The organism is Alteromonas gracilis (genome assembly GCF_043642145.1).
Classification (GTDB): Bacteria; Pseudomonadota; Gammaproteobacteria; order Enterobacterales; family Alteromonadaceae; genus Alteromonas; species Alteromonas gracilis_B.
This window is the reverse complement of the sequence record NZ_JBHZRZ010000006.1, coordinates 121884-136232: the sequence shown is the minus strand read 5'-3', so window position 1 is coordinate 136232 and position 14349 is coordinate 121884. Positions and strand designations below refer to the sequence as shown.

The 14349-nt window shown below is 45.6% G+C and carries 11 protein-coding genes; 2 read left to right on the top strand and 9 right to left on the bottom strand.

The annotated features are described in order from the left end of the window. Entirely contained in the window at positions 1–1254 is a 1254-nt protein-coding gene (locus tag ACHUFN_RS13335; RefSeq protein WP_394222904.1) for an HlyD family secretion protein, read from the bottom strand. A gap of 439 nt (positions 1255–1693) precedes the next feature. On the opposite strand from ACHUFN_RS13335, the gene ACHUFN_RS13330 reads away from it, so the two are divergent. After that, positions 1694–3238: a hydroxymethylglutaryl-CoA reductase gene (locus ACHUFN_RS13330; protein ID WP_394222903.1), complete on the top strand. Its 1545-nt coding sequence runs from the start codon at positions 1694–1696 to the stop codon at positions 3236–3238. A 36-nt stretch (positions 3239–3274) separates the two neighbouring features. On the opposite strand, the gene ACHUFN_RS13325 is transcribed toward ACHUFN_RS13330, so the two are convergent. The 8 genes from ACHUFN_RS13325 to ACHUFN_RS13290 all read right to left on the bottom strand — a co-directional run bounded on the left by ACHUFN_RS13325 (position 3275) and on the right by ACHUFN_RS13290 (position 12009). Then, positions 3275–4225, bottom strand: coding sequence for a VWA domain-containing protein (locus ACHUFN_RS13325; protein WP_394222902.1), 951 nt, complete (start codon positions 4223–4225; stop codon positions 3275–3277). Next, a complete protein-coding gene (locus tag ACHUFN_RS13320; RefSeq protein ID WP_394222901.1) occupies positions 4225–5283 on the bottom strand; it encodes a VWA domain-containing protein in 1059 nt (352 codons plus the stop codon). The genes ACHUFN_RS13325 and ACHUFN_RS13320 overlap by 1 nt, the downstream gene beginning before the upstream one ends. Positions 5284–5298: 15 nt before the next feature. Beyond that, positions 5299–6069 (bottom strand): MotA/TolQ/ExbB proton channel family protein, encoded by a 771-nt coding sequence (locus ACHUFN_RS13315; RefSeq protein ID WP_394222900.1) that lies wholly within the window; start codon positions 6067–6069, stop codon positions 5299–5301. 125 nt (positions 6070–6194) lie between these two features. Continuing rightward, a complete protein-coding gene (locus tag ACHUFN_RS13310; RefSeq protein WP_394222899.1) occupies positions 6195–8177 on the bottom strand; it encodes an SUMF1/EgtB/PvdO family nonheme iron enzyme in 1983 nt (660 codons plus the stop codon). Between the two features lie 11 nt (positions 8178–8188). Next, a complete protein-coding gene (locus ACHUFN_RS13305) occupies positions 8189–9649 on the bottom strand; it encodes a hypothetical protein (protein WP_394222898.1) in 1461 nt (486 codons plus the stop codon). Between the two features lie 73 nt (positions 9650–9722). Continuing rightward, positions 9723–10979, bottom strand: a complete 1257-nt coding sequence (locus ACHUFN_RS13300) for a hypothetical protein (RefSeq protein WP_394222897.1) — start codon at positions 10977–10979, stop codon at positions 9723–9725. 21 nt (positions 10980–11000) lie between these two features. Next, positions 11001–11564, bottom strand: a complete 564-nt coding sequence (locus tag ACHUFN_RS13295; RefSeq protein WP_394222896.1) for a hypothetical protein — start codon at positions 11562–11564, stop codon at positions 11001–11003. 184 nt (positions 11565–11748) lie between these two features. Continuing rightward, positions 11749–12009, bottom strand: a complete 261-nt coding sequence (locus ACHUFN_RS13290; RefSeq protein ID WP_394222895.1) for a hypothetical protein — start codon at positions 12007–12009, stop codon at positions 11749–11751. A 131-nt stretch (positions 12010–12140) separates the two neighbouring features. Here ACHUFN_RS13290 and ACHUFN_RS13285 point away from each other — a divergent pair, with 131 nt between their 5' ends. Further along, entirely contained in the window at positions 12141–14303 is a 2163-nt protein-coding gene (locus ACHUFN_RS13285; protein ID WP_394222894.1) for a molybdopterin oxidoreductase family protein, read from the top strand. Positions 14304–14349: the final 46 nt, after the last annotated feature.

Genomic DNA, 14349 nt, shown 5'->3' with positions numbered 1-14349 from the left:
TTATAGCTTCCCTGAAATGCTGTAAAGCGGTTCCATAAGCCACTCTACAAGCGTGCGTTGACTTAAATGCACGTCAGCAGAAAAGGTCATTCCCGCTTTTAAAGAAATACTATTTCCATATGCCAATATATCTTTCGTGCTTAGCGATGCTGTAACGAGGTAGGCGGGTTCACTAATTGAGATTGGCACATCGGCAAGTTCACCCGGCAGCACCAACGATGGTGAGATATTGGTAATTTCACCCGACTGCACGCCAAACTTTTGATAAGGAAATGCATCGTATCGAATGTGCAGGGCCTGGCCCTCTCGTAAAAAGCCAGCTGAGCGTACTGGAACAGCAATACGAGCTTGAATGTTGGTGTTGTTAGGTAGCAGCGTAATTAAAGGTCTTGTGCTGTCTACGGTGTATCCGGCTTTAACATGTAAACCTGAAACCACGCCGCTGTGCGGGGCATAAAGGGTTTGTTCAAAGTCGTTTTTATGGCGAACAATTTGTTGTTTAAGATCGCTCAGGGTATTTTCAAAATTCGCAAGCTCATTTGCTTGCTGCTGAGGTAAGGTGGCAAGCTCGTGGTTTATTGTCGCTATTTTTGCTTGCTCGGCTCTTAGGTCTTTTTCTGCAAGCTTTAGCTGTTGCTCTGCTGTTAAACGCTGGAGCGTGCGATTTTCAAACTCGGCGCGGCTGATATGGCCTTTCTCTAGTAAGGTTTGCGTTTTTTCCCATTGTAGCGAGGTCACGCTCCACTGTTTTTGAGCCAATACTTCTATAGCGCTTAACGACTCTACAGTACGCATTGCTTGAAGCAATTGCTTTTCTAAACCATCTTGCTGTGCCTTGTGCAGCGTTTTAAGGCGAGAAATGCTTTGATGGGTACGCTGCTGTTTTGCTTCAAGCTCGCTTAGTAATTGCACACTCACTTTATTGCCTAAAGCGTCGTTGGCGCTGTAGTGTATGGTTATTAAAGGCGCGCCCTTATCAACGTATCGCCCTTCGCTTACCAATACATGGGCCACTTTCCCGCGTTTTCCATCGGCATACAGTTTGAACACACCTTGGCTTGGCTCTAGCCACCCATGAACGGAAGCTTTTCGCGTGTATGTGCCCATGTTTAAATAAATGAGCACAGCAACAACCCATACCACCAGCATAACTGCAATCGCAGAGTAAACAGGTTTTGGTGTCATTAGAAAGCTTCCATCAACGGCATTTGATTGCTCATCAACGACTTCTTTTCTAAACAGTCCTGTTCTCATTTTCTATCCTTGAATTTTAAATCTTTTGGGTTGTAATTCGTCGCTTTAAAAATGGCACTAAGCAGTGCAAAAAGAATGAAGCGCGTAAATAAAAGGTATCTGGTTGCTGCTTCCTTGCAGACTATTAATCCTTGGCATCACAATCCTTGACGCCTCCTTTTGCAACTACCAGATACCGTTGGTCAACACTAATGTGATGACGGTATTCACTTTAAATTTTTGGAGAGGACGAAGAATTATTGCAAAGGTCCTGTTTTCAGGAGGCCGCAGTTTCTCTGGGCTTGGCGCAATTTTGAAAGCGTTTGGCTCGCATTTAAAAGTTGATATCACTCAAAAAAATGTTGAAGAAGCGAAAAGAAGTCATAGAACTGTACAAAGAGTGTGCTATAAAAAATAAAGGAATATGACAACAACAAAGTAAGATAAAGAAGGAAGCCTCATGTTTGTGCCCAGCATACTATTAAAACAACTATATACACGCGCAAGTCTAACCAAGACAGATAAGGGCTTATCTTTCTCTCTAAAAAATAGATTGAAAGACGCAACCATTAAAGAAGTGAAATGGATATCGCTCGATGGAGAAAAAATTCCAGAGCATAAAATCTCACTGCAACTCTCTGCTGACTCCTGCATTTCTGTAGAAGAGCTGAATAAATCAGAAGGGAAAGCTTTTGGCTTGCGTCAATCCATCACTGTGCATTTGGATATAGATGAAGCGCCTTGCCCTGAAAAGCGTAAGCTGGGAATTTGTTTCTCAGCATCGCCTTTTGGAAAGCTTAAGTTTGAAGTTGAAGACAACATTACAGCCCCTGGCCAGCGCAGCGCTTCTATTCCTCGCGACGACATGGAAGACTACGGCGAAAGCATTATAAAAACACGCCAAGAGTATTTCGAAAGCGCAACAGGAAAGAAAATAGACCATGTTGGTAAGTATTCTATCGACCCGCAAGCGCTGAAAGGCAATATTGAACATTTCATAGGTGTTGCGCAGGTTCCTATTGGTATTGCAGGGCCATTGAAGATAAATGGTGAGCACGCACAAGGTGAATTTGTCGTGCCATTGGCCACTACCGAGGGCACGCTAGTAGCATCTTACAACCGCGGCATGAAGCTACTTAACATGAGCGGTGGTGTAACGGCTACGGTGGTGGATGACGCCATGCAGCGAGCGCCAGTATTTATTTTTCAAAATGCTCGAGGTGCCAGAGATTTTGTTAAATGGATAAAAGAAAACTTTGAGAAAATTAAGGAAGAAGCGGAAGCAACGTCCAGCGTCGCAAAGCTAACCTATATTGACCATTTCTTATCAAACAAGTTTGCATTTCTGCGGTTTAACTTTAAAACGGGCGATGCAGCCGGACAAAACATGGTGGGAAGAGCAACATTCGCCGCTTGTGGATGGATCCTTGACCATTATGAGGGCATTGAAAACTTCTACCTTGAATCTAACTTCGCTACCGACAAAAAAGCCTCGCAAATAAATATTATGCGTACTCGTGGTAAGCGCGTTACAGCTGAAGCCACCATTAAACGTGAGCACTTGTTAGAGGTGATGCGCGTTGACCCGAAACAAATTGATTACCATGGTCGTGTTGCAGGGGTTGGGTCTTTCTTGTCGGGTGTTAATAACACGGGCCTTCATTCGCCAAATGGTATTACCGCTATGTTTATAGCTACAGGGCAGGATGTAGCCAACGTGTCCGAATCGTCGGCTGCAATGATGTATTCGGAGCTTACCGAAGAAGGAGACCTGTATGTGTCGATTACCATTCCATCGCTGATTGTAGCGACATATGGCGGCGGTACAGGTATTGGAACGCAGCGCGAGTGCTTAGAATTGCTGGATTGCTACGGGCGAGATCGCGTGTATAAGTTTGCGGAGATCGTCGCTTCGGTTGTGTTAGCCGGTGAGATATCGCTTGCCTCAGCCATTAGCTCGTCAGATTGGGTGTCGTCGCACGAGCAATACGGACGCAATAGATAGCACGTTTAATAGTGCCGCTTTCATTTGGTCAATATGCTAAAAATATTGGCCGATGAAAGCGCCGCGGTTTCGCTTTGCTACCGCCTGCATGAACGCGCTAAAACGCTGTGCATTTCCGTTACTACGGCTAAAACCAACACCGTGTATACGAATAACAGGCTTTCCGTTGGCTCCTTGATTCGCACTGGTTATTTGGCTAACAATTTGGTCTAAGTTTGACCTTTGGTAATCATCGCCAAATACATATAGGCTCACGCGCCCTTTTGTATTTTTGTAAAGCTTAATGGCTTTAAGGATGCCTGCTTCTGGTTGACTAGCGCCGCCTTTAAAGTTTTTCATCTGGCTCATTGCCGTATCTCGCATTGTCTTGCGATCATCTAGCCATTGCCCAGCTCTGCTTGAAAACATAAAGCTGCCGTCAGCAGACATTATTTGAAAGCCTTTCATTTTAGGGTGATTTTTTAAGATGTCGTTGACCACGGTTATCACGCGATTCCAACCACTGCCAGACGACATAGACCCAGAGTTATCTATGGCAAAAATAACGTACTCTGCGTCTGTTGGAATTCCCCCTACGTCGTCGTCCGGTGTATCTGAAGGATTTGGCGTATTTAGCATAGCGGTGGCTTGGCGTATTTCGTTACGTAGCGAAGAGGCTTTGTCTTTTAGCTGATCAATGGTTTGCTGGGCGCGGGGGATAGAGGAATCAAGGTTCTTTTTCTCTGTTGTCACCGAAGCGGTTTTGTTTTGGGCTGCTTGAAGCTCCAATAGCTTGTCTGAAAGCGCACCTTTAAGCGTTTCAACGTTAACTTGGGCTTGTAGTACTTGGTCAATAAGCACACTTACGTTGCTGGGGCCGCGTTCGGTATCTTCGGTTCCATTCTTGGCCAGTAGCACTAGCATTACCACGGCGCCAAAGGCACAAGAGATAATATCGAGAAAGGCAATGTTGAATACCTCAACAGGAGCACGTTGAATTTTACGCATTAGGGCCACTCCGGAGCAGGAGATAGGAATGTACCGCTTGTCGTACGGGTCCATTCCCAATACATAGGTGAAGCGAATGGATCGCCTTCAATAGGTAGCAAAATCACGTTGTAGTGTACGCCCTTTTTGGCGCGTTTTACGGTTTCTACAAACAACGACTGGCGGCAATCTGATGAAATAGATTTTTTACTGCGGATAAAGCTTTTACATCTACTGGGTAACCCGTCGCCAAGCGTAGGTAAGCCATCAGTGACAATATACACATCGGTAATGCTAGGATTGGCTTTAAAAAGTACACTCAAGCCTTCTTGAAGGTTCGTTCCGCCATTGGGCACTACGGCGCCCAAGTCTTTCACGATGGCGTTCATAGAGCCACTCACTTTGGCACTATTCACATTGCGACGCCCTAGCGTTGTCGCGGTGTCTGAAAATGTTACTACGGTAACTCTCGACTCTAACGGCACGCGGGCAAGCATCCACTGAGCTACGCGTTTAGTTCGAATCCACTTGGGAGTAGAAACTTTCTGCGCATCACTTAATGCCAATTTGCCTAATATATCCAGCAGGTTGTCGCCCATCATTGAAGCACTTTTATCAATAAGCAGACCTATTTCAGGGCCTTCTATTTTCATGCCCGTTATGTAGTTTTGCTCTCCAGTTCCCTGCATTTGGATATTGGCCGATTTTTCTACTTCTTTAGACAGCGCGGCAAGCTGATTTTCGAGTGTGGCAACCACAGCCATTTCTGTGGACATGTCTTGCAAAAGTTTAGACTGGTCTTGTGTGGTATCGGCTTGTGCCTGTTGCGCGTCCTCTTGTTTTGCAGACTCTAGTGCAATTTTATCGTTTATTTCATCAATCGACTTTTTGAGTTTTTGCTGTTCTTGCTCGGCCGCCGCCAGTTCCTGTTCTAGCTTTTTTTTCTCTTGTGTTGGGGTAGGGGTAAACGCTTTAAAGTCGACCAGGATAAAGATAAGAATAACTGCGCCTAGGCCGCAGGCCATTACGTCCAAAAAGGCAAGGTTAAATCCGTCTACGGCTTTGCGCACTTTAGGCATTGTGATATCGCCTAATTAGTTGTGAAGGTGAGACAATAAATGATGCTCACAAGATGCTTGTGTGCGAATTACCATGGTGTCTTGACGGCCGTTTAGCAGGTGCATTAGCAGCATTAATACCAGCGAGATAAAAAGTGCTACTAGGGTTGAGTTAAAGGCAACACCCAGTGATGCCGTCATACCGGCAATATCTCCGTCTAACGCCGCATCTGCCTGTGCAAGTGCTGCCCCTATACCGCGCACCGTACCAACGAATCCAATAGAAGGAATGGCCCAAATAATATAGCGAATAACGTTATTGCCACTTTCAAGCTGCGCTGCAATATTCTCTACCGATGCGTGAATGGCATCAGCCGCATGCTGCACATTTTGCGTGTTTTTAAAGCGTCGAATACAGTTTATCCATGTGCTGTAGGCTGGCGTTTCGCTGTACGAAGAAGAGGTTAATTCATCAAGCGCTTTGTCCACATTTAACGGTGTATCTTTGTTGTGCTCGGGCAGTAAATCTCGTGAGTAAATTTCTTCTTCATCAAGCAGTTTCCAAAGCTTGTATACCATCAAAAAAATACAAAACAACATCAGCGAAATACACACTTGCTGCTCAATATCTTTCAGTATGACCCAAATTGAAGAAAGAGACGCGGTGCCTGCTGTGGCCATCACTTTTTCTGCTGCCGGGCGAATTACTCCAGCAAATAAGAAATGTACGAGAGCAAAAATAAGCAAAAATACCCCACCGCTTACAAGAAAACTGGGGTTCATAGACAAGGTGTTATCTTTATTCATTATCTATCCTTGATATCTAGATATTAACCGGGAAGTCTTGCGGCGAATCGAGCGACACAAAGTACGCACTTGCAGTACTGGCCAATGCCACCAACACAGCAGCAATTAATAGTTTCTTTTTCATATTAGTTCTCGTATCTCGCTATGCGAAAGCCTATATCTTCTGCAGGACTGCTTTCGCCACTGCGCACACTTGCGCGTATGTTTTTAAGGCGTCCGGTTTGATAAGACGCGCCTTTCACCACGTGCTTACCCTGGCCAACGGGTCCTAAGTAATCGGCATAAGTACCCGATTGATTCGATGGTGTGACAGAGTAAACATCGTGCACCCATTCACGTACATTGCCGTCTAAATCGTAAAAGCCTCCACGCTCTGCTTTAAAAGAGCCAACCGGCGCTTTATCGGCAAATCCGTCGTCATAGTCTTTCAAAACAAAGGTTTGCTTGCCGCTTAGCGACGCGTCAGCAAAGTTCCCTTGTTTTTCACGAAGTCGGTATTGGTTGCCCCATATGAAGATGGTAGGTGATGCACGACGGTTCAATTTAGCAACGAATTCCCATTCGGCCTCGGTTGGCAAGCGGTACCCCTTAGACGTTTTATCAATGCCAACTATTCTGCCGTTTTGAATACTATAAAATGGCGTTAAGCCTTCTTTTTCACTTAACCAGTTAGTAAACGCGGCAGCATCGTTCCACGACACATTGGTGACGGGAAGGGCGCTACCACCACCTTTACCTGTAAACGCGGCAAACTGCGCTTGCGTAATTTCATGTTTTGACACCCAAAATTTACGAGTAAACGAAATGTCTCGTTGCGTTTCGTCGCGCTGACGATCCTTTTCATTTGCCGGCGAGCCCATGGTGAAAGACTTGGGCGTTACTAGGGCCAACTGAATGCCTAAAGTATTCGCAAAAAGTGGTTTACCTTCTCGGCGTCTGGCGTCAAATTCAGTGAGAATTTCGGCATGTACTTTGGTGGGCCCTTTTGCGCTGGCAGTTACGGTTTTTGTGACAGTGCGATAACCCTGGCGTTCGAAGGTTATTGTGCTTGGTAATGCCTGAAGATTTAGTTTAAGCGGCGTTTGCCCTTTAGGCACACCGTTAATAGAAACGTTTGCTGCCAGCGAGGCGGAAATGTTTACTTCACCAATTTCTTTTTCAAGGTCGAAGGTAAGTGCTTTATTTTCACCTGGCGCTAGCGTAAGTCGCTGGCTTTGGGCGATGAACCCCGTTTTTTCATATTTAACAACATGAGGTACGTTGGCATCGACACGCGCATTGGAATCCACAGGTTTGTTGTTTACCGTTAGTACGCCACCTTGCGGTTTTGTGATAACTGATATCTGCGCTTGAAGAGACTGAAGGTTATAGTTTCTCGTGGGGTTTGGGCGTTGATTAGTGACTTCTATGGTATCTTCTAGAGGCTCTAGCCCGTCCTTTGATACCAATACATCGTACTTCCCGCCCTGCATATCGATATTAAGCGGTGTTACACCTATATCGTTTCCATCAAGAGAAACATTTGCGCCTGAGGGCGTTGAGTTGATGCTTATTACACCGTCCATAGGTGTAATTGGCACAAGTTTTTCGATTTCTTGTGCAATATCTGCATCGAATTGAACCTCAGCAGTTTGATAATAAGGGTGGCTTGCACTAATGGTATAGCTTCCTTCACTTAGCTCAGCAGAGTAGGTGCGCGACACCGATACTTTTTCACGGTTTAAGCGCCATGTGATTTCGCTTAATGAAGGAGAGGTTAAGGCGACTAATTTGGCGGGTAGAGGCGTAAGTGTAACGCTAATTGTGCTTGGCGAGTTGTCGTCAATGACCACGCTGGCATCTTTATATTTTGGGGCTGACACCAACACCTCAGCATGGCTACCAAAGACATAAAGCTTGTTGCCGATGAACATAGCGCTGCCGCTTGTTACAGCAAACTGAGGGGCTTTAGCGGCGCGTTCCGGCGACACGACAAAGGCATAACCCTTCGTCAAAAACAACCAGCTAAAATAGATGATAAGTACAACGGCAAGCCCGATTAATGAGGCGATAGCCACGCCTTTGCGTCGCTTTTTCCCTTTGGCAATGGCGTCATCAATACTGCTCAAAATCTACGTCCTTATACTTTTTCAGTACATACAACATGCACTGAGAGGTTAGTTGCTGTTGGTGATACCACAATTTCTTGTATGGTAGAGCGATAGCCTTCACGGCTACCCTCAATGCGATAAGTGCCTGGCTTAAGCTGGATAGTTTTACTTTTGACTTCGCCCACAAGGCCCACACCAAGTACCTTGATATAGGTGTCATTATCGGAAGTTATCGTAACAGGGCGGGGCTTGTTAATATCATCCACTATCTGCTCTAGCGCTGTAATTTGTTTAAGTAGCTTCGCGCTTTTATCTGCGTAGGAGCGTGCTTGATTAATGTCTTGTTGCGCTAAGTTTCTTACATTGTTGTCGGCTAGTCGCTGTGGCCTTTGTTCATAAACATTAAGGCGTTTACTAGCAGCTAATATAGCGTCTGCGTTTTGCTTTGCTGTTTGCAACGTTGGGCTGGTGGGGTGCGACGCAAGCCCTTTGCTTGCTAAAAGCTGAACCGTTTTCCACTCATCACTGCTTGCAAATAATGTCACCTGACTTTCAATTTTAATGAGATCGTCTTGGGCAACCAACGTAGCCAACTTTTTATTAATGGTTGCCAGCTCGTTACTGGATGGGTTTATCCTTTTAGCCTCGTTAATGTATTGCGCTGCTGCAGTAAAATTGCGCTGCTCAATAGCCTGATTAGCCTTGGCTAGAAGGCTATCGAACCGGCTGTTTATCAGTTGTTCATTAATATTATCAAGCGCGTTATTGGCATCTTGGCGCAGAGGATCAAGGCTGACAATTTTTGCATAGGCATCGCGCTGCTTTTCAATGTTGTTCTCTACCTTGCCAACACGCGCTTGTTCGTAGGCATCTTGTACCTCGTTAAATACTTCAATGCGCTGCTGTAGTGCTTTTGCTTTGCCGAAGTCGGGGTTAATTGACAGTGACTCTCTATTGAAGTTAAAAGCGCTGGATATATCATTGTTGTTGAAGGCGCCAAGTGCATCTTCAAACGGTTGTGTATAGGCAATTTCGTACTCATTACTTAATGCCGTAACCGAACGGTTAATATTATCAAGCGCTGCTTTAGCCGCATGAAAATTGGCGGCGCCGTATTCGTTAAATGCATTTTCAAGAGCAAGCTCAATCTCTTTTGCTCTGTGTGAAAAAACGTTGGTATGGGCAACGCGCTGAGCCAAGTCAGTTACATTTTGCTTAGTTTCGCTTAGCGCCATTTGAAGCGCTTTTCGCTCTTCTTCACTAAAATTAGACTGGGTAGTTGGTTGTGGTGATTGGTTTACCGCCGTGCTTCTGTCACTTACTCCAATATTTGATTCGTCAGCATCAGGCACAGCGGTTGGTATTAAAGTAACAAGAATTGCGCTTGCCGCGCCAATTAATAGCACCACAGTAAAGCCAAGCAGCGCTTTTTTAATCAGGGCTTTTTTCTTTGCTCGGCCTTGCTCTATTTGCTGCTCAACGCTTGGCATGCGTAATCCTTCACTTTCTAACTATCTATAAACTAGTGAGTTGTAAGACAATAATAAAAGGTAACGACTACGCCTAAAGCGTAGTCATTGGCGTTGCTTCTCTATCGTAAATGTCTTTTAGACGGGCGCGCAATTGATAATATTGCTCGCTTGCGGTGCCTTGAAGCTCAATGCGTTGGTTGTCTATCTCAACAATTTGATCGGCAACTTGAATATCAAGGTTTTGGCCCATTTCATCAAACAAGTCTCGCTGTGCGTGAAGCTCTTTGTTGGTTTTTATGGCTTCGTTTAATGTACCAATGGCTGCGATACCTGCACCCGCAGCCGCAACTTGGCCAGCGGTCGAATTAGAATTAGAGCCTAAAAGTACAGAGGCTACAGCGAATAGACCCGCAGTGACTTGCTGTGTAGTGCGCTCGGCTTCTAGCTCTCTAATTTTCTTGGCTTCAGGAAGGGTTTCCTTTTGGTACTTTCTGTACGGCCCTTCCGTGGTTACCCAAAATGCATCATAGGTTTCCTGCAGGCTATCAATGAACTGCTCGTCTTTCGCTTGAATAGCGCGTACTCTGCGAAGCATTGGGTCGTTGTCTGAAGGGGCGCTTACTAACTCAATCTCGCCGCGTCGCCCTTGCGAAAGGTACTGGCTAAACGATTCAGGGCTATACATTTGTGCATAGCGAAGATCTGAGACCATCTGCACTTCTCGCTTGTAAGCCTCTGACTTTTTGATAAGTAAGTCATAAACGAATTTAGCGATTTGATCGAAAACAGGCCCGTTGGGATTCTCGCCGCGTGACATGGCATCGCGATACCAGCCTTCACTTACGCGATATTCAAACTCTTCTTCACCCCATACCGTGTTTTTAGCGTCCATTACTTTTACGCCAATTTCTACGGTTTCTGTGTCTGAGTAATTAATTTTCCCAAGTACGTACACATCGGCTAGCGCTGATGCGTCAGGAGTGACATTGATGCTGCCAAACGATTTGGTTTCACCTAGCGCTTCTTTGGTTGCTACCGCAAAACGATTAGCCTCTAACCGTCTTACTTGGGGCCAAATACCTTCTTCTTCAATTTCATCGTAATCGATAGTGCCGTCACTTTCAGTCGGAAAGCCTGGGTCAAACACAGGTATGGCTACGTCCATGTATATTTCGGAGTTGTAGTTGTAGGCATTTCTTTGAGTGCCCAATGGCTGGCCTGTGCCTGGCCCCACCATTGACGGGCCTACACTTGTTACGTTGGATTGCGTTGAGCCACAACCGCCCAAGAGTATAAACGATGCAGTAGCGACCACTGTAAACAGGGCCTTTGGTTTAAATGAAGACATATCCTTTCCTTCCTCTGAGTTTTATTTACAGCCGTATTGCTCTTTTAATGCTTCAAAATGAGCCCTCTCAGACTCAGTTGTCGCGCCTTCTAAGCCGGCAATTACGGCGTCACATACCGCTGAACTTCCACCTTTTGCTGGGCCACCAACTGATTGCTTTGAAGAGTTAGAGGTGGTGGTAGACGTTCGTGTATTTGCTGATGATTCTTGCGTTTCGGTACTGCTTTGAGTGCTTGACTGGCCAGCGCCCATCCCTGCAGAGGAGCCGCCTGAAGTATTTCCCGCACCTGCGCCTTGTCCTGCTGCACTGGCAACGCTTTGGGCGCTAGATTGTGCAGCGGCATTCATGCAATCTTCGCTTTGGTTTAATGCGCCGAAGAAGGAGTCGTCAAGTGCTTGTATTTTTTCAGCTTCGGTCATGGTCGACATATCTTGTTCACCGAAGTCGAGAACAGTACAGTCTTGGAAATAGGTTGGGGCGCTACTATTTTTTGAATTGTGGTTAAGCGAGCTGTTTTGTTGCGCGCACAGCGGACTGTGGACAAAAACAATTGCTATAAATGCAGTAGGTAAGAAATGAGGCATTACCATGTAATCCTTTAACTCGAAAACGAGAACCTGACGCCGCTTGCTATTCGCCAGTCTAAATCCTTTTTGTATATATATCACTCTTTTATGAAAGACAAAACATTGTGCCTTAATCACGCAGGGGATAAACACAAAAAAGCCGATAATACATCATTGTTTTATCGGCTTTATTTTTACTCATTTAGGTAAAAGCAAAAAAGTGATTAATGCTCCCAGTGCCATTTGGCGACATTTGCAACCGGCGAATCATGCGAACGTCAAACTTATCCGGTGCTACATCTACGTCAAAACGCAGTGCGTCTGCGAATTTTACTTTGCCCTCAATGATGACATCCAGCGTGCGGGTGGTTTTATCTTTAATATCGATAGTGTGGAACTTAGCGCCTGTCCAATACACTATTTTGCTGCTATCTGGCATCCAGTCAAAGTACTCAATATGCATTCAGGCAATGCGATTTAAGCGTTAAGTCTGCATCAATAAGCTTATTCATCACTTTCAGTGATGCTTGTCTATTACAGCAATAGTCGCTAGCTTCGTAACAAGCTATTTACATTTTGTTGGGTGGAACTACCGTGGGAAACGCTGAACAACAACTGCATTACTCTACATGTACACTTTGCGAAGCAATGTGTGGAATTGAGGTAACGACAAAGGGGCGACAAATACTTTCAATAAAAGGGGATAAAGCGAACCCGTTTAGTGAGGGGCATGTTTGCCCCAAAGCCAGTGCTCTCAAAGATTTGTATGATGACCCCGACCGCTTAAAACGCCCAGTGAAAAGGGTGGGTGATACATGGGAAGAAATCAGCTGGGACGAAGCATTTGACCTTGTTGCCAATAAACTGCACCACATTCAGCAAGCGCACGGAAACAACGCGGTGGGAATGTACCTAGGAAACCCTAACGCGCACAACATGGGGGCGATTTTGTTCGGGCCGTATTTTTATCGCGCCCTTAAAACGCACAATCGCTACTCGGCTACCTCTGTCGATCAATTGCCGCACCATATCGTAAGCCGCAGGCTGTTCGGTCATATCTCCCAAATTCCTATTCCCGACATCGATCACACTCAGCACTTTATGATTATTGGTGGCAACCCACTGGCATCAAATGGCAGCATTATGACGGTGCCTAACGTGAAGAAGCGTTTGAAAGGCATTCAAAAGCGTGGCGGCAAAGTAGTGGTTATTGACCCTAAGCGAAGTGAAACTGCCGATATCAGCTGCGAGCACCACTTTATTCGCCCAGGCAGCGATGTATTGCTGCTACTTGCAATGCTACATGTGCTGTTTGAAAAGCAGCTTTACAAGGTTGATGCATTGTTACCTTATGCTGAAGATATCAAAGAGGTAGAGCATTACGTGAGTGGATTCTCGCCACAGGAAGTCAGTGAATTCACAGGTATCGAACCTTCGCTAATTGTGAAGCTGGTAACGGATTTTTGTGAGGCGGAATCTGCGGTTTGCTATGGCAGAATGGGCGCTAGTGTACAAACTTTTGGCACATTAACTCAGTACCTGATAATGCTATTTAATATGCTTACCGGGAATTTAGATAAGCGTGGCGGCATGATGTTCACACAGCCTGCGGCCGACGTACTTCCCGTTTCTGGGAAGGGAAGTATGGGTGGGTTTACGTCTCGTGTTCGCGGGCTACCCGCTTTCGCCGGTGAATACCCTGTGGCTTGCCTTGCCGAGGAAATTTTAACGCCCGGTGAAGGGCAGATAAAGGCAATGGTAATTGGGGCTGGAAACCCTGTGGTAACAACGCCAAATGCAGAGCAACTCGACAGCGCTTTTTCACAACTAGATTTTATGGTTGCTGTTGACTTCTACGTTACCGAAACCACCCGACATGCCGATATTATTCTGCCTCCTGTTACTGCACTTGAACGCGATCATTACGACATTGTGTTTCACAATTTCGCAGTGCGTAACTTTGCAAAATACTCCAAGGCAGTAGTACAGATTGATGAAGATCAGTTAACCGATTGGCAAATTTATTTGTCACTGGCTGAACGACTTGACCGATTAAATGAAAAAAGTACAGCGCATTATGCTGCACTATGGGAAAAGCAGCCAAAGGGAGTCGTGGACGACCTTTTACAAGCTGGGCTTTATGGAGGCAATGTTAATGGCAATAATAAAAGCACCGTTCATGGGCTTTCGCTCGAAAGGCTCAGTGCGCACCCACATGGCATTGACCTTGGGCCGCTTCAATCAGCATTACCTGACGCGCTGTATCACGAAGATAAAAAGATTCATTTAGACTTCGAATACTTTATGGCGGACTTACAAAGAGTGAGTGCTCACTTCTTTGATAAGGTTAATAAAAGTAAAGCTCAAGAAACTTTACTTATTGGGCGTCGGCACATTAAAACTAACAACTCGTGGCTTCACAACAGCCCTCGTATGGTAAAAGGAAACAACCGCTGTACATTGCAAATTCACCCAGAAACGAGTGCGCAATACGGTATAAAAGACGGAAATAGCGTTCACGTAAAATCGCGGGTGGGTCAGCTAACCATTGAAGCCGAAGTTACCGATGCGATTATGCCCGGCGTGGTGTCGATTCCTCATGGGTGGGGGCACAACAAAAAGGGCATTAAGCTGTCGGTGGCTAGCCAGCACCCGGGAGTAAATACTAATATTCTTACCGACGACAGGCAGGTAGATGTGCTATCTGGCAATGCCGTATTAAACGGTGTACCTGTTGAGTTGGAAAAGGCGGGTTAAGTGCCAGCTTATTTAAATATTGATGAATAAGTAAAGATTGGGTGAA